Origin of the sequence: Pararhizobium sp. DWP1-1-3 (assembly GCF_049896125.1) — a bacterium.
Taxonomy (GTDB): Bacteria; Pseudomonadota; Alphaproteobacteria; order Rhizobiales; family Rhizobiaceae; genus Pararhizobium.
Genome location: NZ_JAFCTR010000020.1, coordinates 15,918 through 35,386, shown reverse-complemented (window position 1 = coordinate 35,386; position 19,469 = coordinate 15,918). Strand labels below are relative to the sequence as shown.

21 protein-coding genes, 1 tRNA gene and 1 other RNA gene are annotated in these 19,469 nt (G+C 58.7%); 11 read left to right on the top strand and 12 right to left on the bottom strand.

Annotated elements, in window-relative coordinates:
• Genes ACP7BS_RS26960 through ACP7BS_RS26950 form a run of 3 tightly spaced genes read right to left on the bottom strand, consistent with a single transcriptional unit; the run spans position 1 to position 3,641 of the window.
• A complete protein-coding gene (locus ACP7BS_RS26960; protein ID WP_426240548.1) occupies positions 1–972 on the bottom strand; it encodes an ABC transporter permease in 972 nt (323 codons plus the stop codon).
• A gap of 3 nt (positions 973–975) precedes the next feature.
• Positions 976–2,109, bottom strand: coding sequence for an ABC transporter permease (locus ACP7BS_RS26955; protein WP_426240547.1), 1,134 nt, complete (start codon positions 2,107–2,109; stop codon positions 976–978).
• Positions 2,106–3,641 carry an ABC transporter ATP-binding protein gene (locus ACP7BS_RS26950; RefSeq protein ID WP_426240546.1) on the bottom strand — a complete coding sequence of 512 codons (1,536 nt, stop codon included), beginning with the start codon at positions 3,639–3,641 and terminating at the stop codon, positions 2,106–2,108. Before ACP7BS_RS26950 ends, ACP7BS_RS26955 begins: the two co-directional genes overlap by 4 nt.
• Positions 3,642–3,922: 281 nt before the next feature.
• On the opposite strand from ACP7BS_RS26950, the gene ACP7BS_RS26945 reads away from it, so the two are divergent.
• Positions 3,923–4,132, top strand: coding sequence for a SlyX family protein (locus tag ACP7BS_RS26945; protein ID WP_426240545.1), 210 nt, complete (start codon positions 3,923–3,925; stop codon positions 4,130–4,132).
• Between the two features lie 84 nt (positions 4,133–4,216).
• Here the strand turns inward: ACP7BS_RS26945 and ACP7BS_RS26940 are convergent, their stop codons facing one another.
• The 4 genes from ACP7BS_RS26940 to ACP7BS_RS26925 all read right to left on the bottom strand — a co-directional run bounded on the left by ACP7BS_RS26940 (position 4,217) and on the right by ACP7BS_RS26925 (position 9,255).
• Positions 4,217–5,209: a BMP family lipoprotein gene (locus tag ACP7BS_RS26940; protein WP_426230994.1), complete on the bottom strand. Its 993-nt coding sequence runs from the start codon at positions 5,207–5,209 to the stop codon at positions 4,217–4,219.
• Positions 5,210–5,520: 311 nt separating this feature from the next.
• Complete coding sequence (locus tag ACP7BS_RS26935; protein ID WP_426240544.1) at positions 5,521–7,692, bottom strand: TonB-dependent siderophore receptor; 2,172 nt, start codon at positions 7,690–7,692, stop codon at positions 5,521–5,523.
• A gap of 182 nt (positions 7,693–7,874) precedes the next feature.
• Positions 7,875–8,759, bottom strand: a complete 885-nt coding sequence (locus ACP7BS_RS26930) for a helix-turn-helix domain-containing protein (RefSeq protein ID WP_426240543.1) — start codon at positions 8,757–8,759, stop codon at positions 7,875–7,877.
• Between the two features lie 178 nt (positions 8,760–8,937).
• The gene (locus ACP7BS_RS26925; protein ID WP_426240542.1) at positions 8,938–9,255 is read right to left on the bottom strand and encodes a hypothetical protein; all 318 of its coding nucleotides are present in this window, start codon (positions 9,253–9,255) and stop codon (positions 8,938–8,940) included.
• Between the two features lie 277 nt (positions 9,256–9,532).
• Between ACP7BS_RS26925 and ACP7BS_RS26920 the strand changes: the two genes are divergently transcribed.
• The 5 genes from ACP7BS_RS26920 to ACP7BS_RS26900 all read left to right on the top strand — a co-directional run bounded on the left by ACP7BS_RS26920 (position 9,533) and on the right by ACP7BS_RS26900 (position 12,180).
• Positions 9,533–9,622: transfer RNA gene (locus tag ACP7BS_RS26920), tRNA-Ser, on the top strand.
• A 209-nt stretch (positions 9,623–9,831) separates the two neighbouring features.
• Positions 9,832–10,074, top strand: coding sequence for a hypothetical protein (locus ACP7BS_RS26915; RefSeq protein WP_426230991.1), 243 nt, complete (start codon positions 9,832–9,834; stop codon positions 10,072–10,074).
• A 309-nt stretch (positions 10,075–10,383) separates the two neighbouring features.
• Complete coding sequence (locus ACP7BS_RS26910; RefSeq protein ID WP_426240541.1) at positions 10,384–11,661, top strand: alpha/beta hydrolase; 1,278 nt, start codon at positions 10,384–10,386, stop codon at positions 11,659–11,661.
• A 134-nt stretch (positions 11,662–11,795) separates the two neighbouring features.
• On the top strand, positions 11,796–11,987 hold the full coding sequence (locus tag ACP7BS_RS26905; protein ID WP_426230989.1) for a hypothetical protein: 192 nt from the start codon (positions 11,796–11,798) through the stop codon (positions 11,985–11,987).
• 10 nt (positions 11,988–11,997) lie between these two features.
• Positions 11,998–12,180 (top strand): hypothetical protein, encoded by a 183-nt coding sequence (locus ACP7BS_RS26900; protein WP_426240540.1) that lies wholly within the window; start codon positions 11,998–12,000, stop codon positions 12,178–12,180.
• Between the two features lie 151 nt (positions 12,181–12,331).
• Here the strand turns inward: ACP7BS_RS26900 and ACP7BS_RS26895 are convergent, their stop codons facing one another.
• Positions 12,332–12,589: a BON domain-containing protein gene (locus tag ACP7BS_RS26895; RefSeq protein WP_426240539.1), complete on the bottom strand. Its 258-nt coding sequence runs from the start codon at positions 12,587–12,589 to the stop codon at positions 12,332–12,334.
• Positions 12,590–12,667: 78 nt separating this feature from the next.
• Complete coding sequence (locus ACP7BS_RS26890) at positions 12,668–12,922, bottom strand: DUF982 domain-containing protein (RefSeq protein ID WP_426240538.1); 255 nt, start codon at positions 12,920–12,922, stop codon at positions 12,668–12,670.
• Positions 12,923–13,062: 140 nt separating this feature from the next.
• Here ACP7BS_RS26890 and ACP7BS_RS26885 point away from each other — a divergent pair, with 140 nt between their 5' ends.
• A complete protein-coding gene (locus tag ACP7BS_RS26885; protein ID WP_426240588.1) occupies positions 13,063–14,007 on the top strand; it encodes an AEC family transporter in 945 nt (314 codons plus the stop codon).
• Between the two features lie 85 nt (positions 14,008–14,092).
• Here the strand turns inward: ACP7BS_RS26885 and ACP7BS_RS26880 are convergent, their stop codons facing one another.
• Positions 14,093–14,791 carry a c-type cytochrome gene (locus ACP7BS_RS26880; RefSeq protein WP_426240537.1) on the bottom strand — a complete coding sequence of 233 codons (699 nt, stop codon included), beginning with the start codon at positions 14,789–14,791 and terminating at the stop codon, positions 14,093–14,095.
• A 156-nt stretch (positions 14,792–14,947) separates the two neighbouring features.
• Here ACP7BS_RS26880 and ACP7BS_RS26875 point away from each other — a divergent pair, with 156 nt between their 5' ends.
• The 3 genes from ACP7BS_RS26875 to ACP7BS_RS26865 all read left to right on the top strand — a co-directional run bounded on the left by ACP7BS_RS26875 (position 14,948) and on the right by ACP7BS_RS26865 (position 17,824).
• Entirely contained in the window at positions 14,948–15,700 is a 753-nt protein-coding gene (locus tag ACP7BS_RS26875; RefSeq protein WP_426240536.1) for a 3-deoxy-manno-octulosonate cytidylyltransferase, read from the top strand.
• 12 nt (positions 15,701–15,712) lie between these two features.
• Entirely contained in the window at positions 15,713–16,567 is an 855-nt protein-coding gene (locus ACP7BS_RS26870; protein WP_426240534.1) for a prephenate dehydratase, read from the top strand.
• A gap of 180 nt (positions 16,568–16,747) precedes the next feature.
• Positions 16,748–17,824 carry a porin gene (locus ACP7BS_RS26865; protein WP_426240533.1) on the top strand — a complete coding sequence of 359 codons (1,077 nt, stop codon included), beginning with the start codon at positions 16,748–16,750 and terminating at the stop codon, positions 17,822–17,824.
• A 54-nt stretch (positions 17,825–17,878) separates the two neighbouring features.
• On the opposite strand, the gene nudC is transcribed toward ACP7BS_RS26865, so the two are convergent.
• Together nudC and ACP7BS_RS26855 are read right to left on the bottom strand one after the other, a co-directional pair.
• Positions 17,879–18,853, bottom strand: a complete 975-nt coding sequence (nudC, locus tag ACP7BS_RS26860; RefSeq protein WP_426240532.1) for an NAD(+) diphosphatase — start codon at positions 18,851–18,853, stop codon at positions 17,879–17,881.
• 2 nt (positions 18,854–18,855) lie between these two features.
• A complete protein-coding gene (locus ACP7BS_RS26855; protein ID WP_426240531.1) occupies positions 18,856–19,260 on the bottom strand; it encodes an HIT family protein in 405 nt (134 codons plus the stop codon).
• Between the two features lie 105 nt (positions 19,261–19,365).
• On the opposite strand from ACP7BS_RS26855, the gene ffs reads away from it, so the two are divergent.
• Positions 19,366–19,462: signal recognition particle sRNA small type (gene ffs / locus ACP7BS_RS26850), an RNA gene on the top strand.
• The last annotated feature ends 7 nt before the right edge of the window (positions 19,463–19,469 follow it).

The window sequence follows — 19,469 nt, the reverse complement described above, 5'->3', positions numbered from 1 at the left end:
TCAGCGCTCCTTCACATAGGGTACGCCACCTGCCTTGGGCGGGATCGCCTTGCCGATAAAGCCAGCAAGCAGGATGACCGTGAGGATATAGGGCAGTGCCTGCATCAATTGTACCGGCACCTGGCCGATCAGCGGCAACGGATTGCCCTGCAGGCGAATGGCAAGCGCATCCAGGAAACCAAACAGCAGGCAGGCCAGCATGATATTCACCGGGCGCCATTTGGCAAAAATCAATGCGGCAAGCGCGATATAGCCCTTGCCGGCCGTCATGCCCTTGACGAACCCGGCACTCATGGCGAGCGACAGATAGGCTCCGGCAAAGCCGCAGAGAATGCCGCAGCAGATCACCGCCCGGTAGCGCAGCCAGATCACCGAAATACCCGCCGTATCGACAGCGCTCGGGTTTTCCCCGACGGCGCGAAGGCGCAGGCCGAAGCGGGTGCGGTAAAGGATCCACCAGCTGAACGGCACCAGCGCGAAGGCGACATAGGTCAGGATGAAATGGCCGGACAGCAATTCGGAATAGATCGGCCCGAGAAACGGCACGTCCCTGACTGCATCCGCAAACGGCAGGGTCACCGTCTGGAAGCGGGCATCGCCGGAGAGGGCCGGCGTGCGACCGCCCTGGTGGAACCAGGCTTCGCCGAGAATGACGGTCGACCCTGCAACGATGAAGTTAATGGCAACGCCGGAAACGATCTGGCTGCCGCGCTGGGTGATCGAGGCATAACCATGCACCAATGACAGCAGCACGGAGATGAGGACGGCGGCCAGAAGGCCCATCATCACATTGCCGGTGACGGCAGCGACAGCACCGGCGGCAAAGGCGGCGCCGAGCATCTTGCCTTCAAGGCCGATGTCGAACACCCCTGCCCGCTCGGTGAACAGACCGGCAAGTGCGGCAAAGATCAAGGGTACGGAAACGCGGATGGTCGACTCAAGGATCGCGATGATCGTGTGGAAAAGATCCATGACTCAGGCTCCCCTTGTCTGCGCGGCGGCTACGGAGCGGCGTCCGATACTTGCAAAGGCGCGGCCGATGGCGGGGCGGAACATGTTTTCGAGCGCCCCGGCAAAGAGGATGACCAGGCCCTGGATGATGACGATCATGTCACGCGAGATGGACGGCATTTCGAATGCGATCTCGGCGCCGCCCTGATAGAGCATGCCGAACAGGATCGCCGCCGGAATGATGCCGGCCGGATGCGACCGGCCCATCAGTGCCACAGCGATGCCGACGAAACCGGCCCCTTGCACAAAATCCAGCTGCATGCGGTATTGCTCGCCCATGATCGGGTTCAGCGCCATCATGCCGGCCAGACCGCCAGAAATCATCATTACTATTATGGTGATACGCGCCTCGCCAATACCGGCATAGCGTGCTGCCGAAGGGCTGTGGCCCATGGTACGCATCTCGTAGCCAAGCTTGGTGCGCCAGATCAGTACCCAGACGCCGAAGGCGGCGAGAAGCGCCAAGAGAAAAGAGACGTTGAACGGCGAATTGCCGAGATTGAGCCCGAAGATCGACATCAGCCAGTCCAGCTTCGGCAGCTGCCCGCCCGCCTCGAAAGTGCGGGTCTGCGGCGCCATCTGGCCGAGCGGCTTCAGCACCTTGGTCAAGAGATAGACCATCAGGCTGGAGGCGATGAAATTGAACATGATGGTGGTGATGACGACATGGCTGCCGCGCTTGGCCTGCAGCCAGCCGGGCAGGAAGGCCCACAGCGCGCCAAAAGCGGCCGAACCGATGATTGCCAGCGGAAAGACCACGAACCAGGGCATGGTCTTGTCGAGCCAGAGACAGGCGAGCGCCACGCCGATGCCACCGATATAGGCCTGGCCTTCGCTGCCGATGTTGAACAGGCCGGCATGGAAGGCAACCGCGACCGAGAGCCCGGTGAAGATGAAGGTCGTAGCGTAATAGAGCGTGAAGCCGATATATTCGCCGCGGCCGAAGGCGCCGGTGATCATGTAATAGGCGGCATCCAGCGGATTTTCGCCAACGAGCAGCACGACAAGCCCGGCAACAAGGAAGGCGACGACCAGATTGAGCAGCGGGATCAGGATATATTCGGCCCAGGCCGGCAGTTTTGCGTACGGATTGCTCATTCGGCGGCCTCCTTGCGGCCTTCGACACCGGCCATCAACAGGCCCAGTTCCCCTTCGGTCGCATCAGGATCGCGCTCACCGACGACACGGCCGGCGAACATGACGATGATACGATCGGACAGGGCGCGGATTTCATCGAGTTCGACGGAGACCAGCAGGACGGCCTTGCCCTGGTCCCGCATCTCGATGATCCGCTTGTGGATGAATTCGATGGCGCCGACATCGACGCCGCGCGTCGGCTGGCCGATGATCAAAACGTCCGGCCCACGCTCCATTTCGCGCGCCAGAACGATCTTCTGTTGGTTGCCGCCGGAGAAATTGGCGGTCTTCAGCCGTGGATTGGGCGGTCTGATATCGTATTTTTGGATCTTTTCCTCGGCATCCGCCTGGATCGCCTTGGTATTGAGGAAGACGCCGTTGAGATAACGCTTGTCGTGGTGATAGCCGAGGATCCCGTTTTCGGCCTCCTCGAATTTCAGCACCAGCCCGACATGGTGGCGGTCCTCCGGCACATGGGCAAGCCCCCTGTCGCGCAGGTCACGCGGATCGACATGGGCCGTGACATCGATAGGCTGGCCATTCAGAAGCACCCTGCCGCCGACCGCCTTGCGGATGCCGGAGATTGCTTCCAGAAGCTCCGACTGGCCATTGCCAGCCACACCCGCAATGCCGACGATTTCGCCTGCACGCAAGTTGAAGGAAACATTGTCGACCATGGTAACGCCGCGGCCATCGCGCACCGTCAGGTTTTCCACCGCGAGCTTCACCTCGCCCGGATTGGCAGCACCCTTTTCAACCCGCAGCAGCACGCGGCGCCCGACCATCAGTTCGGCCAGTTCCTCGACCGAGGTTTCCTTGGTCTTGCGCGTCGCCACCATCTCGCCGCGGCGCATGACGGAGACCTCGTCGGTGATCGCCATGATCTCGCGCAGCTTGTGCGTGATGAAGATGATCGTCTTGCCCTGATCCTTGAGCTGGCCAAGGATGCGGAACAGGTGATCAGCTTCAGGCGGCGTCAGAACGCCCGTCGGTTCGTCGAGAATGAGGATGTCGGCCTTCCGGTAAAGCGCTTTCAGGATTTCGACGCGTTGTTGCAGGCCGACCGGCAATTCCTCGATCAGCGCATCGGGATTGACCTCCAGCGCATATTCCTTTTCCAGCCGCTTCAGCTCGACGCGGGCCTTGGAAATACTGGTATTGAGAATCTGGCTTTCTTCGGCGCCGAGCATGACATTCTCCAGCACGGTGAAATTTTCGACCAGCATGAAATGCTGATGCACCATGCCGATGCCGCTGGCGATTGCCGCATTGGGATCCTTGATCGTCACGGTCTTGCCGTCGATGACGATGTCGCCTCTGTCGGCCTGGTAGAAGCCGTAGAGGATCGACATCAGCGTCGATTTGCCGGCGCCGTTTTCACCGATAATGCCGTGAATAGTGCCCTTGCGGACGGTCAGGTTGATATTCTTGTTGGCATGGACAAGGCCGAAGCTCTTGTCGATGCCACGCAACTCGATGGCAATATCGCTCATATTGACCCATGTTCCCCAAGCCGGCCCGGTTTTCTCCGCTTTGCCAGCGGCAGCCCAGGCATCGATTTTTTTACCAGTTGGTATAAGTTTAGCATCGAATCCCGGACGCGTAAGTCAGAAAATCAAAAGCTCATCCACTCTTCCCAGATCATTGCGGAGAGTCCAGCGCGATTTACGCACTTCCGGGCGAAACGCAATACTGCGGCAGCGCATACTTTATCGATCATGTGGATATGATAGGGGATGGCATGGCACACGAACGACTGCCCTGAGGAAGAACCATGAACAACGACAGCGAGCGTATCATCCGGCTCGAGGAAACGATCGCCCATCAGGCAAAGACCATCGAGGAACTGTCCGATCAATTGACGCAACAATGGACGGTGGTCGAGCAGGTCCGGGCCAAGCTGGACCGGCTGACCGAGCGCTTCCTCAGCCTTGAGGAACAAAGCACCGAAGCGCCGGCAAATACCAGACCGCCGCATTACTGAGCCGGATATTTATCCATCCTCGAATGCCACAAAAAAGCCGCCGATCCAAAGGACCGGCGGCGTCTTCAATTCAATCCCTTGGGATCAATAGGGGCAGGCTTCATCCGACATATAGTCGTGAACCTGAACCGTGCCGGCAATGATATCGGCCTTGGCCTTATCGACGGCAGCCATCATTTCCGGGGTGATCAGCGCCTTGTTGTTGTCGTCGAGCGCGAAGCCGACGCCATCTTCCTTCAGGCCGAGATTGGAGATACCAAATTCGAACTTGTCGTTCTTGGCAGCCGAGAAGGCTTCATAAACGGCAACATCGACGCGCTTCAGCATCGAGGTCAGGACCTTGCCGGGCTGCAGCATGTTCTGGTTGGAGTCGACACCAATGCCGAGCTTGCCGGCATCTGCCGCCGCCTGGAGCACGCCAACACCGGTACCGCCGGCAGCGTGATAAACGACGTCAGAGCCCTGGTCCATCTGCGACTTGGCAATTTCGCCGCCCTTGACCGGGTCGTTCCAGGCATCCGGTGTTGTGCCGGTATAGGCTTCGAGAACCTTGACATCGGCGCCGGTGGACTTGGCGCCACCGATGTAGCCACAGGCAAACTTGTGGATCAGCGGAATGTCCATGCCGCCGACAAAGCTGACGGTCTTCGACTTGGAAGCGAGACCGGCGAGAACGCCGACGAGATACGAGCCTTCCTGTTCCTTGAAGACGATCGACTTGACGTTCGGCTTGTCGACGACCATGTCGATGATGGCGAATTTGGTATCCGGATATTCAGCCGACAGCTTTTCGAGCGGCGGCGCCCAGTTGAAGCCGACAACCACGATCGGGTTGTTGCCGTCGCCGGCAAAACGGCGCAGCGCCTGTTCGCGCTGGGCGTCGTTGCTGATTTCGAACTCGCGATACTCAACACCGGTTTCGGTCTTGAACTTTTCCGCGCCGTTGAAGGCCGCTTCGTTGAAGGATTTGTCGAACTTGCCGCCGAGATCGAAGATGAGCGCCGGCTTGACGTCGGCGGCGAGCGCCGTGGCCGACATCATCGATAAGGCAAAGAGACCGAGGAGGGTTTTTTTCATTGTGCAGCCCTGTTGTTGCTATTGATCTTGTTGGGTCCTCCCGCAAGCTCCTCTTTCGGGAGCATGTCTGCGGAACCACCACTCCCTTTTTTGGGATGTCTGGCTGGCGCGCATCCTTACATGCCTCAAATCAAAATTCACCCGAAATTTTTCAATTGGTAAAAAAAGGTAAATAGCTCAAAAAACCGGCAAAATCATCGGTTTTACAGGCAAAGGGTACCACTGTTTGTGTAGGCACCATCAACGCCAAACAAAGAAAGGGTCGCGGCACCGATGCGCCGCGACCCTCAAATCTTTTAGTCCGTCTAAACCTACCAGGACTTGCTGAGCTTCAGCGTCACCGTCCGCTGGTCGCCGTAGCCGCAGGTAAAGAGGCCCTGGCAACCCTTGACGTATTCTTTATCGAAGAGGTTGGTGACGTTAAGCGCGGCACCCCAGCCGTTCTTTTCGTAACGGATCGCCGCATCGGCCACCACGGCGTCTGGAACCTTGGCGGTGTTTGCCATATCGGCAAAGGATTCGCCCTGATAGCGCAGACCGCCGCCCAGGCTGACACCTTCCAGCGCGCCATCGGTTACCAGATACTCAACCCACAAAGCGGCCTGATGTTCGGGGATCAGATAGGGCCGGTTGCCGACCCGTGCGGGATTGAGGTCTTCGGTGACCTCGAGATCGTTATAGGTATAAGAGCCGATCAACTTCCAGTTCTGGTTCAGGTTGACCTTGCCTTCCAGCTCCAGACCCGTGGAGGTCACTTCGCCGAGCTGTTCCTGCAGGAAGTCAGGGCGGGTGAGCGCCACATTCCTCTTGACGATATGATAGACGGAGGCCGTGAACAGGCCGTCGATGAACGCCGGCTCGTATTTGATGCCGCCTTCGATCTGATGACCATCTTCCGGCTCCAGCGCGCCGCCCGTGAAGGACGTACCGACCAGAGGATTGAAGAAAGTGGCTGCCGAAACATAGGGCGTCAGGCCATTGTCGAATTCATAGGCAAGGCCAGCACGGCCGCTCACTGCGCTGTCGGTTGTGCTGTAGGAGCCTGTCGCAAGCCGGGAAGCGTTGTCGATGTCGACATAGTCGTAACGGCCGTTCAGCGTCACCAGCCAGCCATCGCCAAACCGGATCTGATCCTGCGCATAGACGCCGGTCTGCTTCATCCGCGTGATACCGTCAAGATAGGGGGCATTGTAAATCAGCGGACCGCCGCCGTAAATCGGGTTCGTTGGATCCAAATCTGGAGCTGGGAATGCCGAGGCCTGGGTCTGATCGATCTTGAAGTTCTTGTAATCGAGGCCAAGCAACAGCGAATGATCGAGAGGCCCGGTCGAGAATTCCTTTTCCGCCCGGTTGTCGATGCTGAAGCTATCGACGGACGTATCATGCTTGAAGCCGAGGCGAGCCAGATCATAGGTGGCGGTGTAGGCATAGGGGTAGACCAGTTCTTCAGCCTTATCGAGATGGCTGTAGCGCAGGTTCTGCGAGACCTTCCAGCCGTTATCGAACTCGTGCGAGAATTCGTAACCGAACATCTGCTGGTCGTAGCGGCCAAAATCGTGATCCGGCTCGCCAGTAAACAGGTCGCGATCGATCTTGCCGAACGGCGCATTGGTCACCGTTCCTTCGTAAGGCAGGAAACCGTTGCCGACATGGGTCTGGTCGAATGCCGACGCGATCGCATAGACTGTCAGCGACGTCGCATCATCCGGCGCGTAGGTGATCTGCGGCATGATGAAACCGCGCAAATCCTCCGAATAGTCAGAATAATTGTCGCCGCCGGCGACCTTGCCGGTGATGCGGTAGGTGATCGTGCCATCGGCATTCAGCTTGTCATTGGCGTCGAAACCGAAGAAGGCATTGCCGAAATTGTTGATGCCGATCTCGGTGGAATAGGCAGGCGCAGCTTGCGGGCGCTTGCGCACGAGATCGACGATGCCGCCGGGGTTCGAGCCGCCATAAAGTACCGAGGCCGGTCCTTTCAGCACCTCGACGCGCTCCATCATATAGGCGTCTGTCTGGAAGCCGCCAAAGCCGTAGGAATAGAGGTTGAGACCATCGAGGAAGACGCCGGTCTGCGTCGCGTCGAAACCGCGGATGTAGAACCAGTCCGTATCCGGATCATTGCCGAAAGGCTCGGTCGAGACGCCGGCGGTGTAACGCAGCGCCTCGTCGATCTTGGTGACGACGCCGCGATCGTCTAGTTCCTTGCGGCCAATCACCGAAACGGACTGTGGAATTTCCGAAACCGGCGTCGCGGTCTTCGATCCGGTTCCCGTCGCCTTCGGCACGTAGCCATCGACGGGACCGGTCGCGTCGCTCTCGCTGGGCTTGCCGCCCTTGCCGCCTTCGACGGTCAGGCGTTCCAGCGTGGTGGCATTGTTCGTTGCCGCATCCTGCCCATAGGCAGGCTGCACGACAGTGCCTGCCGCAATTGCCGCGCTCGCCATCAATACCCGGTAGAGACCCGTCGCCTTGATCTGCATGAATTCGTCACCCCAGCTCGAACCGGGCGCCTTCGCCCCCGTCGGCGGTACGCAATCCGGAATTTCCATGAATATAAGAGGAGTCTTTAGCTCAACTATGCTGGGTTCGGATTGTCTCTGAGTGCGGTTCTTGAACGATTCTGGTCCATATTCGGCATTGTGCCCAGGCAAAGCATAAATGTTCAGAACCGCTGACTTTTCGACCAGGTGGCTGGCGTCGCGCCAACCGTTTTGCGGAAGACACGGGTGAAATGTGCTTGATCGGCAAAACCGGTCTCGGCGGCGACCACGCTCATCGGGATTTCGCCCTTGAGCATCAGTTGCTTGGCGCGCTCGATGCGCGCCTTCATCTGCCATTGATGCGGCGGCAGGCCGGTCGAGGCCTTGAAGGCATGGCTGAAATAGGACTGCGACAGGCCGGTGAGCGTCGCAAGCTCTTCAAGCCGGATGCCGCGCAGGCAATTTTGCTCGATATAGTCGATCGAGCGGCGCAGCTGCCACGCCGCTAGTTCGCTGCGCTTGCGTGTCCGCACCGGGCCGAGCTTCATCACATCGACGAACAGCGCCACGGACAGTCCGTCGCCATAGAGGTCGTGCAGCGGCTGCGGGTTGGCGCATTCGGCCGCGATCAGTTCGGCCAAAGCCAGGAAGCGCGGCTCGGAAAACATCAGGCGCGGCGTATCCAGCTTGCGCGTATCGAGATCCTCCATCAGCCGGCGGCCGAGAACCTCCGTGTTGAAATGCAGATCGAGATGGCGGACATAGTTCACATCGATCATTTCAGCCCATAATTCCATGCCGGCCGGAATATAGGAGATGATCTGGCGGCGGCTGTCTTCCGCGACGGCTTGATGCGTCTGCCGCAGCCGGATATTGCGCCGGCCGCCGCCCTTGGCGTCGAGAACGATGAACAACCGGGGATCATCCGCGACGTAAAATCCGCCGGCGAAGGGCGCGCATTCGACATCCCAGAGATCGGCAACGATCCCGTTCCACTCGCGCCGGTTCAGCCCGCCAATGACGGAGAACCCGGAAATCCTGTTGTTCATGCGCGGCTGGAAAGTCATGACATCTCGGCGGAATCGGTTTCAACCGATTGGAATAAACCTACTTTTGATAATCAAGTTTATATTGCTAATCCAGCATCTATGCAATTGCTGAAATGCCTGCGAAACCCTTGTTTGTCAGGGGTTGTGTCTTTTTCGCCATGCCGGACCGGCTAAGCCAGGTCGGCATCCCCTGTGCTCAGGCCGAGAACCGGCCTGCAGCGGGCGGGCGCTTATAGGCCATCACCCAAAGGATCAGCGCGATCAGCAGGAAGAAGGCACAAGCCGGCTGCTGCAACGACCAACGGATCACCGGATCCAGAAAGGCGCCATGCGCATGCGGACGCTCCAGGCTTTGCGCGAGCGACTGCGTCGAGGGCCCTCCAGCTGCAAGCGCTGCGGCCAATGGCGTCAACACCGGCTGCGATGCCGAGAACGACTGGATGGCATCGACGGATGCGACGAGCACACCCATGACCAGCGCCAGAAAACTCGCAAACCGCAGCAAAAACCGCATTCCATCTCCATCATCCGGCGTATTTGCCGGGTTCAGCAAGCAATAAGCACCAGCTGGGGCAAGTGCAATCCCACCTTTTCAGAGGTATGGATCGGAAGAAGTCAAAAAACTGTCAGAAATCAGTTGATCCCACCGAGTTCCTCGGTATATATCGCGCCGGTCCGCAGGTTTTCGCCCGCGGCCCACCCGGTTTGGCATCGTCGAACGGGGTTTTCAGGAGAAAGCAAGCGCTTGTCTCTAATTCACCGGCCCCAACCGCCGGTGCGATTGACAAAACGGACAGGTGGCCGAGTGGTTGAAGGCGCACGCCTGGAAAGTGTGTATACGTGAGAGCGTATCGCGGGTTCGAATCCCGCTCTGTCCGCCATTCTCTTGCCCCTGATTATTCCTCACCCTTCCCAGCGTTTATCGACCCGACATCCTTTCGCGTTGCATCGCGGCAAACGTCGTTGCGCCTCGCAGCAAGTTCAGCTTTGCGCAAGCGCCTGCCTGCGCTACACCATCGTGCAATCGACAGTCTGCTTCTAACGCGAATTTCCAGTCCGGCCCCTATGCCAACGCCAAGGAGAAATGAGCATGACTTACATCGCATCCCCCAAACGCCCCATTGGTCATCCGGAACGCGCGCTCGACTGTGAAGAAGTGCTGCAAGTGGCGCTCGAGCACCTGTCGAAAGAGGAAGCTCTAACGGAAGAAGACGTCGAGGCAAATCTTGTGGAAGGCGGCATGGCAGCAGGATGGGAAGAGGCGGAATTGCGGATAGCGATCGCTGACTTGCGCCGGAATGCGGCCTTGGGATTGCAGGGCCTCTCAACATAGGTTCACGGGTCTTCATCGACCAAGCTCCATTGGGCCGGCCGCAGGGAATAGCCTCGGTGAAGTCTACCCTGTCGTCAGCCTCCGGTGCAGAAGGTGGAGTGATGAGGCACTGGAGATCGAGGTGGTGCGGCAAAAACGGTCTGTCCCACCGGTGGCTGTGTCAAAAATACAATATGACCCTGTGTCATGGATCAGCCACGCCGGCCTAGTTGGACGGAACGGACTTGACGGTGACAACCGACTGTGGACTGAGTTCAGTGCACAATTCTGGGCTGTTTGTGAAACTTGTGTTTTGTCGGAAGCGTATCCATGACCTCAGCATCGATTGGCAGACTTTTCCCGTCTTCATCGCAGGGTAACTTCCGGCGTTTGACTATCATTTTACCGCTCGTCCTGGCGCTCACGGCCTGCGGAGGCCATGTCAAGGGTGTCATGCAGCCGCTAAATCTGGCTGCAGAGCCCGGTAGCAACGCCGTCGTGGATATGCTGGTGGCAACCAGCCGGCTGCCTTCCGACGATCCGGCAACATTGTTTTCCGGCGAGCGCAGCGCAAACCCGTCAATTACGGATGTTGCCGTTTCCATCCCGTCAGACAAGGTCCGCGCATCCGGGACGGTGCAATGGCCAAAGAAGCTGCCGCCCAATCCGCAGACTGATTTCGCCGTCGTACGTGTCAAACCGCTGGAAACCATCCAGGAGGGGCGGGAATGGGTGCGCAAGCACTCCAAGGGCGGCCATGCGATGGTCTTCATCCACGGCTTTAACAATACCTATGAGGATTCGGTCTTCCGTTTTGCCCAGATCGTCCATGATTCCGGTGCCGACGTAACGCCGGTCCTTTTCACATGGCCGTCGCGTGCCAAGGTATTCGACTATAATTACGACAAGGAAAGCACCAACTATTCGCGCACCTCGCTGGAAAACACGCTGAAGGCGCTGGTCGAGGACAAAAATATCAAGGACATAACCATCCTTGCGCATTCGATGGGAACCTGGCTGGCGATGGAGGCAGTTCGCCAGATGGCGATCCGCGACGGCGGCCTTCCGAAAAAGATTGAAAACGTCATCCTCGCATCGCCCGATATCGATGTCGATGTGTTCGCGCGGCAATGGACTGAGCTGGGCGCAAGGAAGCCGAATTTCACCATCTTCGTCTCGCAGGACGACCGGGCTCTGGCCCTGTCGCGCTACATCTCTGGCGATGTGCAGCGGCTGGGGCAGATCAATCCGGCTGAAGAGCCTTTCAAGACCAAGCTTGAACAGGCCGGCATCACGGTGGTTGACCTGACGAAGGTAAAATCCACCGATCGCCTCAATCATGGAAAGTTTGCCGAGAGCCCTCAGATCGTTCAACTGATTGGCCAGCGGCTTGTGACCGGCCAGACGCTGACGGATTCCGATGTCGGGCTTGGCGATGGCATTACGGCCATCGTTGCCGGTACGGTAAACACCGTCGGCAAAGTCGCCGCAACGACCGTTGCCACACCTGTCGATCTCCTCTCCGGAAATCTGACGCCACTCCCGAAGAAGAAGAAAAAGGGTGACATCGGTGGGACATTACAGAGTGAAAAGGCTCCCTTGAACTAGGAAACAGCTGCGCCTTTGACGTGTTATTTTCCGATGAAGGCTGAAGCGAAGGTCGAATATGGACTGCGGCCTCGACGAGACGCCGGAACCATCCGCCACCAAGCATCGTTTACTCCTGAAGAAGGAGAACAATCATGCCCACAACAATCCCCACCCCACAGGACGATGGTCCGCGCGGACCGCAATCCAGCCCCGGTTTGCCTGACCGGTCGCAGGAAAAACCTGCCATACCACCGGTAATAGACAAGGGCGACACCAAAAACCCCAACGACCCTGTGCTGGAACCAGCGCTGTTGCCGATCGGCGATCCGGCCGGAATGGCTTGAGGAGGTTTTTATGTCCAACGATGATAGCAACGCCACGCCGGAACAGAAGAAGCCCCTCGACGTCCACCGGCCGCCGAGCCTGCCTTCGAATGCCGACGAACGGTCAAAGGCAGCGCCCATGGTCCAACCTGCGGGTGGCAAGGACGATAGCGAGAAGCCGGTAATCAACCCTGTTACAGGCGGCGCGATTTGACGGAGACTCGTTGTGCGTCCCTAAAGCAATGTTTCGGCCCGCTCGTTGAGGCGGACCGGAAAAAGCACTTTTGAATTTGCCGATGATGAAAATTCCAAGAATATAGACTGTCGTCACCCAGCAACGACTGATCAGACAGGCAAAAGCTTGATCAGTGACAATATACCTCTACTTTGTTTTCTACGAGATGCACGCCGATCACCGAAGCAGCGGCCTCTTCAATGCAGCCAATTTCGCTCTCGCAAGCAACGTACCCGCTTAAAACAACCGTACGACCGATAGCCATGACAGACAGCCGGGACGTATCGATCAGCGCCGAATACTGGATATAGCGCATGACCTTGCTGGCCAGTTCGTCATCGGTTAGGTCCGAATGATCATCCTGGTGAATGTAAATCTGTTTGTGCATGGCAATTGTCCTTCCGGGGGACAACGCAAGCTTTTCCCGAATGTTCCGGTCTTCTGAAAATGAGTTTGCAAAGAGACCTCAAGCGCCCGGTTGCACGTGAATAAAAGCCTCAACGGCAGCGGCAATAAAATCCTGACGGGCATAGTCTACCGGCTGCTCGCCACGCAACACACAACGGCATGTCTGGATGGCCGCCTGGTAGGCGCTGCCGTCCTGAACGGGCCACCTGCCCATAAGACACTGAGCCGCTTCACTGGTGTTGCGAACCATGCGGTAACTTCCTATTCCGTCGAGTTCAAGGACGACGGGCTCCAGCCACGATTTTTCGATCATCTGGCAACCTCCCTTCCCCAATCTGGCATATGAGCCTTGCGTGAAATATGCGCTGCATCCGATATGCGCGCGCACCGGGTTGCGACAGCCGGGCGAATGGGTCTATGGCGGACGTTCATTTTGCCAAGAGGCTGCGCCTGATGTCCGATGTCTTCCTGAATGTCGTGCCGATCTTCGTCCTGATCCTGCTCGGTTGGCTGATCGTGCGGATGAATTATCTGAAGGCATCCGTGGGAGACGCGCTCGGCGATTTCGTTTTCCGGGTAGCAGTGCCGGTTCTTCTGTTCCGCACGATTGCCGAAGCGGATTTCAGGGATGGCTCGCCCTGGCCGCTCTGGGTCGCCTATTTCTCCGGTGTCTGTGTGACATGGACCTTGGGGCATCTCGCCGCGACGCTGTTTTTCAAGAAGGATGCGCGGATCGGCGTGCTGGCCGGAGTTACATCCGCTTTTGCCAATACCGTCTTCATCGGCCTGCCGCTGGTGTCGCGCAGCGTCGGCGAAGAGGGTGTCGTGGCGCTGTCTATTCTCTTGTCCGTGCATCTGCCAGTCATGATGATCGCCGGCACGATCCTGATGGAGCGGGCCGAACGCAAGACCAGCGGCAAGCCCGGACAGAGCCCGTTCAAGCTCCTCAAGGGCATCCTGCGCAACCTTGTGCGCAATCCCCTGGTCATCGGCCTGGCGCTTGGGGCGCTGGTTCACCTTACCGGCATGCCTCTCGGCGGCCCCATCAAGGTCGTCGTCGATCAATTGGCGGGTGTGGCAGCCCCGGCAGCTCTGATCTCGATCGGCATGGCGGTCGATAAATATGGGCTTGCCGGCAATACCGGCCTGGCCTCGGTCACCAGCGCGCTGAAATTGATCGTCCTGCCGGCGACCGTCTACGGCGCCTGCCAGTTGCTTGGCCTGAACAGCAACTGGACGGCAGCGCTGGTGCTGACGTCGTCGGTTCCCACCGGCGTCAATGCCTGGCTGATCGCCAACCACTTCAACGTCGGTCACGGTCTCGCGTCATCGACGATCACCATCACTACCGCACTCGGCGTCGTCTCGGTGTCCGCCTGGGCCTATATCCTGCTTTAGCAGAAACGACAGAACCCCAGACACGAAAAAGCCCGGCACATCGGCCGGGCTCTGTTCATTCTGTCGCTGCTCTGGACGGTTGACCTTACGGAGCAGGTGCCGCCTCCGTGGCAGGCTTCGTTGCTTCGCCTTCTGTCGCCGGCTTTGCAGCCTCGCCTTCCGTAGCAGGCTTGGCAGCTTCGGCCTCGGCAGCAGGCTTTGCAGTTTCACCTTCAGCGGCAGGCGCCGCAGCAGCAGTTGCGGACGGCAGTGCCACCGGCGTATCGGCATGTTCGCGCAGCCAGGCAATCAGGTTGGCGCGCTCATCCGGCTTCTTGACGCCGGCAAAGCCCATTGCGGTACCGGGAACGTGCTTCTTCGGCGCTTCGATGAAGAAGCTCAGGTGATCGTAGGTCCAGGTCTTGTTGGCTTCGGCGAATGTCTTCATGCCGGCCGAATAGGCAAAACCTTCATGCGAAGCGATCGGACGCTCGACAAGGCCCCAGAGGTTAGGACCAACCTTGTTGGCCCCTCCCTTATCTACGGTATGACAGCTCGCGCATTTCTTGAATACGGTCTCGCCGGCCGACGCATCAGCCGATGCCAGAAGCGGCTTGATATCGACTTCGACCTCTGCCGTGGCGCCGGCGCCGGCATCCGAAGCGCCCTCTTCGGCGATAATGGCAAAGCCTTCCTTTTCGGGAACTTCCGAATGGAAGATGCCTTCCGACGCAATCGATACGGACATCAAAACAAAGACCGTACCGAGGAAGGCACCCACGCCCATGTTTACATATGAGTTCATCCGCAAATGCTCCCCTTGCAACCGGCGCGAACAAAACGCCAGCCTATCTTGAAATCGCGCGGAACCTATGTCTTTTGGCTTTGTGTTGCAACAGACATTATAAGCCCCGGTCTGAGACCTTTTGACACTTTTCCGGCGCGTTTTGAAGGCCTAAGCATGAATAGCGACAATTTGGACAAAACCCTGATTCTGATCCCTGCGCGCATGGCCTCGACGCGGCTGCCCGGCAAGCCGCTGGCCGACATCTGCGGCCTGCCGATGATCGTCCAGGTCGCCCTGCGGGCAAGGGAGGCGCAGGCCGGACGGATCGTCGTTGCTGTCGATCATCAGGACACGTTCGATGCCGTTACTGCTGCAGGTTTCGAGGCTGTGATGACGCGGGTAGACCATCAATCCGGCTCCGACCGCATCTACGAGGCGCTTTTGAAGAGCGACCCGCAGCGCAAGGCCGAGATCATCATCAATGTGCAGGGCGATCTGCCGACCATCGATCCGGAAACCATCCGGGCTGCACTTCGGCCGCTGGAAAACCCCGATGTCGATATCGCCACCCTCACCGTCGAGATAGAGGAAGAGACGGAAAAGACCAATCCCAACGTTCCAAAGGTTATCGGTTCGCCGCTGTCGGAAACCCGGCTGAAGGCACTCTATTTCACCCGAACCACCGCGCCATACGGCAACGGTCCGCTCTATCATCACATCGGTCTCTACGCCTACCGTCGGGCAGCGCTCGAAAAATTCGTTTCGCTGCCGCCTTCGGTGCTGGAAAAGCGCGAATCGCTGGAGCAGTTGCGGGCGCTTGAAGCCGGCATGCGCATCGACGTGGAAATCGTCAAATCGGTCCCGGTCGGTGTCGACACCCCGGCAGACCTTGAAAAAGCCCGGCGCTTTCTTGCCGCCAAAGCCTGATCGGACAGCACCATGATCACCAAGACAAACCGGATTTCCTTTCAGGGCGACTACGGCGCCAATTCCGACATGGCCTGCCGCGACATGTTTCCGGACATGGAGCCGCTGCCCTGCCAGACCTTCGAGGACGCCTTCCTGGCCGTCGAAAATGGCGAGGCGGATCTGGCGATGATCCCGATCGAAAACACCATTGCCGGCCGCGTCGCCGATATCCATCACCTGTTGCCCGAGTCGCGGCTGCACATTATCGGCGAATATTTCATGCCGATCCGCTTTCAGCTGATGGTGCTTCCAGGCGTTTCGCGCGACGAGATCCGCACCGTGCACAGCCATATCCACGCGCTTGGCCAGTGCCGCAAGATCGTCCGGGCCAATGGCTGGAAACCGGTGGTCGCGGGCGATACTGCAGGAGCCGCCAAGCTCGTGGCGGAAATGGGCGACCGCTCGATGGCAGCGCTTGCTCCAAGGCTTGCCGCCGATCTCTACAAGCTCGAGATCGTCGCCGAGAATGTCGAGGATACGGAAAACAACGTCACGCGCTTCGTGGTTCTGTCGCGTGAGCCGAAGAACATCAAGCGGCAGGCGGACAATGACATCATCGTCACCACATTCGTCTTCAACGTCCGCAATATCCCGGCAGCTCTCTACAAGGCACTCGGCGGCTTTGCTACCAACAGCATCAACATGACCAAGCTGGAAAGCTACCAGCTCGGCGGCAAGTTCATTGCCACGCAGTTCTATGCCGATATCGAGGGCCATCCGGACGACGCGCATGTGCGCCAGGCGCTGGATGAACTGCGCTATTTTTCCGAAAAAGTCCGTATCCTGGGCTCCTATACCGCCCATCCGATGCGGTTGGTTCTGTAGCCAAAATACCGCAGCCAAAACCTACAAAAATTAGCGGCTGGAAATAAAAGCGAAAAGATGATTGTTTCGTGTCGAACCCGTTTGTGCGTCGCATTGCGTGCGGCCTGATTCGCAGCGCGCAGTGCTTTCCCCGGCAACGACAGGCGCCTGCAATCTCAGGGGCGCGGCAAAGGTCGATACATGGCAATCAGAACGCTCTTTCTCTGCTCCACCGCCGCCTTGATGGTCTCCACCGGGGTGCGCGCCGCCGATGCGATCGTCGCTGCCGAACCTGAGCCAATGGAATATGTTCGCGTCTGCGATGCGTTCGGAAAGGGCTACTTCTATATTCCCGGAACCGAAACCTGCCTGAAGATCGGCGGTTATGTCCGGTTCGATTCAAACTATGGCGAGAGCCCCTATTCGGGCGAAAGCAACGGCTGGGATGCGTTTACCCGCGGCACCATTACGCTCGATGCCCGGTCGGACACGGAGTATGGAGCACTGCGCAGCTTCATTGAATTGCGCAGCGATGTGAACAACATCACCGATACCGACACCTATCTCAATGCCGCCTATATCGAGATCGCCGGCTTTCGTGCCGGTTATGCCGATTCTCGCTACGACACGTGGCTCAACTCGGCCGGCAACATCATCAACGACGACGTCATCGACTATACCGGCGACCGGACCAGCCAGGTCAGCTACGTCTATGGCGGCGATGTCGGATTTTCGGCTTTGATTGGCCTTGAAGAAGGTGCGGGAAACTACGATACCGGGTTTGCGCCGGTGCCGTCAGTCTCCTATCACGGCAACGACTTTCCGCATGTGATCGGCGGCTTGAGGTACTATCAGGAAGAAGGCACGGGTATTGCCTTTATTGGCGGTTATGACACCAACGCCGAGGCTTTCGGCGGCAAGATCCGTATCGACGCCGCCTTCAACGACGTGTTTTCTGCCTGGGTTATGGGCGGTTACCAGTCGGATTGGGACAATGACGACGGTCCAGGCGGCACGCGGCGGCGGAATTATTACGGCCCGTGGCTCGGCGACTGGGCCGCGTGGGGCGGGTTTGCCATCAAGGTCAATGAGAAGACGTCTCTCAACGCCCAGGCCGCCTACGAGGAGGACGGCACATTCGCCGCCGCCCTCAATGTCGAATACATGGTCACCGACATGCTGAAGTTCCAGCCCGAAATCAACTACACGGAGTTCGATGGCCTGCGCGGCAATGGCAGCGCCATCGGTGGCACCATTCGCCTGCAGCGCAATTTCTGAACCGGCGATCGGCTGGCATCGATCGGCGTCCGCTTTAGCGAGCGCCGATTTCGTCTATTTTGTCCAGTCCAGCCAGTCACGCATCAGCTGATGGGCGATGGCACCCTTGGGTGGCGGCCCGAGTTCACCGGCAGCCAGCGTCACGCCGGTGTTGCGCGCCAGCATCGCTGCGGTTTCCTCGCGGGTGAACCACCGGCAATCTTCCAGCTCCTGCTCGTCGCGATGAATGTCCCGGGACTTCGCCTCCGCATAGCAGCCGATCATCAGCGTGTGCGGCATCGGCCAGGGCTGCGAGGCATGATAACGGACGCGGCCGACGCGGATGCCGGATTCCTCGAGCGTTTCACGCCGGACGGCATTTTCCATGGTTTCGCCCGGTTCGACGAAGCCTGCGAGACAGGAATACATGCCTTCGGGGAAATGCGGGCTGCGGCCGAGCAGGCAGAGGTCGCGATCCAGATCGATCGTCAGCATGATGACGACGGGATCGGTGCGCGGAAAGACCATGTGGCCGCAGGCTGAGCAGATGCGACGGTAGCCGCCGCCTTTGCTTTCCATGACTGAACCGCATTTGCCGCAAAAGCGGTTGGTGGCGTTCCAGGAGATCAGGCTGGAGGCCTGCGCAAACTGGCCGAGCAGTTCGTCCGTCAACATCTGCTGGCGATAGAGCGTGCGGCCATCGGCCAGTTTGAACGGTTCCGGCAACGTTTCCTCGGTCATGCCGATGGGGACAGCCAGGCGTGGTTCGCCATTCGTCAGAAAGCCGAGCAGGATGACGTCGTCGAGCAACGGTTCGAGGCCGGCCAGCTCATAAGGCGCAAACAACGGGTCGATGATTTTCTCGTCATGCTTGACCACCAGCTTGCCGCCGGAGAAAGCGAAGACATGCGCGCCTTCCTTGCGGAAAGCGACTTCGACGCAATCGTCGGGACGATGTTCCGACTGTCTGTCCAGGTGGTTTTCGGAAAAGGCGACGAGCGTGCTCGGCTCGGGATGCGGGCTGTGCAGGTCGAAGATCGATTTCGTCATGGTCAGAGATTTTCCACTATCCGTGCTGCGAATGCCTTGCGCGCGTCGTCGTCCCAGGGCTCGGCGGAACCAAAACCCCAGACCGGCCCCGGCCAGTTGGCATCACCCTCGCTGCGGGCGATGACATGAACATGAAGCTGGCGGACGATATTGCCAAGAGCACCCACATTGATCTTCGTCGCCCCTGTCGCTTTTTTCAATGCGGCCGCCACCATGTTGGTTTCGAATGTCAGCATGGCCTGGTCGAGAGGCGTCAGATCGAAGACTTCCGACACGCCATTGCGCTGCGGGATCAGCACAAGCCACGGCCAGCGGCGGTCATTGTTGATCCGAAGCTGGCAAAGGCCGAGCGTGGAGATCAGCAATCCATCACGTTGAAGGCGTTCATCAATCTCGAAGGCAGGCAAGCGGATCTCCCCGGAAACAGTGATTTTTGTTTTGTTTCAACAACGATAGCAGTTTTTTAAAGGCGTGGCTTGCATTTGGTTTCGATATTGCCGATATGAGAGCCGGGAGGTTGGTGGTGGACGAGCCACTCGCCAACCGGGTCAGGTCCGGAAGGAAGCAGCCCCAACGAGCCAGGCACGGGTCATCGTGCCAGCCTCCCACCCTTTTC

What these genes read in the sequence shown, in the direction of transcription:
- ACP7BS_RS26960 (WP_426240548.1), bottom strand. Translation starts at nt 972, where the DNA reads ATGGATCTTTTCCACACGATCATCGCGATCCTTGAGTCGACCATCCGC.
- ACP7BS_RS26955 (WP_426240547.1), bottom strand. Translation starts at nt 2,109, where the DNA reads ATGAGCAATCCGTACGCAAAACTGCCGGCCTGGGCCGAATATATCCTG.
- ACP7BS_RS26950 (WP_426240546.1), bottom strand. Translation starts at nt 3,641, where the DNA reads ATGAGCGATATTGCCATCGAGTTGCGTGGCATCGACAAGAGCTTCGGC.
- ACP7BS_RS26945 (WP_426240545.1), top strand. Translation starts at nt 3,923, where the DNA reads ATGAACAACGACAGCGAGCGTATCATCCGGCTCGAGGAAACGATCGCC.
- ACP7BS_RS26940 (WP_426230994.1), bottom strand. Translation starts at nt 5,209, where the DNA reads ATGAAAAAAACCCTCCTCGGTCTCTTTGCCTTATCGATGATGTCGGCC.
- ACP7BS_RS26935 (WP_426240544.1), bottom strand. Translation starts at nt 7,692, where the DNA reads ATGCAGATCAAGGCGACGGGTCTCTACCGGGTATTGATGGCGAGCGCG.
- ACP7BS_RS26930 (WP_426240543.1), bottom strand. Translation starts at nt 8,759, where the DNA reads ATGACTTTCCAGCCGCGCATGAACAACAGGATTTCCGGGTTCTCCGTC.
- ACP7BS_RS26925 (WP_426240542.1), bottom strand. Translation starts at nt 9,255, where the DNA reads ATGCGGTTTTTGCTGCGGTTTGCGAGTTTTCTGGCGCTGGTCATGGGT.
- ACP7BS_RS26915 (WP_426230991.1), top strand. Translation starts at nt 9,832, where the DNA reads ATGACTTACATCGCATCCCCCAAACGCCCCATTGGTCATCCGGAACGC.
- ACP7BS_RS26910 (WP_426240541.1), top strand. Translation starts at nt 10,384, where the DNA reads ATGACCTCAGCATCGATTGGCAGACTTTTCCCGTCTTCATCGCAGGGT.
- ACP7BS_RS26905 (WP_426230989.1), top strand. Translation starts at nt 11,796, where the DNA reads ATGCCCACAACAATCCCCACCCCACAGGACGATGGTCCGCGCGGACCG.
- ACP7BS_RS26900 (WP_426240540.1), top strand. Translation starts at nt 11,998, where the DNA reads ATGTCCAACGATGATAGCAACGCCACGCCGGAACAGAAGAAGCCCCTC.
- ACP7BS_RS26895 (WP_426240539.1), bottom strand. Translation starts at nt 12,589, where the DNA reads ATGCACAAACAGATTTACATTCACCAGGATGATCATTCGGACCTAACC.
- ACP7BS_RS26890 (WP_426240538.1), bottom strand. Translation starts at nt 12,922, where the DNA reads ATGATCGAAAAATCGTGGCTGGAGCCCGTCGTCCTTGAACTCGACGGA.
- ACP7BS_RS26885 (WP_426240588.1), top strand. Translation starts at nt 13,063, where the DNA reads ATGTCCGATGTCTTCCTGAATGTCGTGCCGATCTTCGTCCTGATCCTG.
- ACP7BS_RS26880 (WP_426240537.1), bottom strand. Translation starts at nt 14,791, where the DNA reads ATGAACTCATATGTAAACATGGGCGTGGGTGCCTTCCTCGGTACGGTC.
- ACP7BS_RS26875 (WP_426240536.1), top strand. Translation starts at nt 14,948, where the DNA reads ATGAATAGCGACAATTTGGACAAAACCCTGATTCTGATCCCTGCGCGC.
- ACP7BS_RS26870 (WP_426240534.1), top strand. Translation starts at nt 15,713, where the DNA reads ATGATCACCAAGACAAACCGGATTTCCTTTCAGGGCGACTACGGCGCC.
- ACP7BS_RS26865 (WP_426240533.1), top strand. Translation starts at nt 16,748, where the DNA reads ATGGCAATCAGAACGCTCTTTCTCTGCTCCACCGCCGCCTTGATGGTC.
- nudC (WP_426240532.1), bottom strand. Translation starts at nt 18,853, where the DNA reads ATGACGAAATCGATCTTCGACCTGCACAGCCCGCATCCCGAGCCGAGC.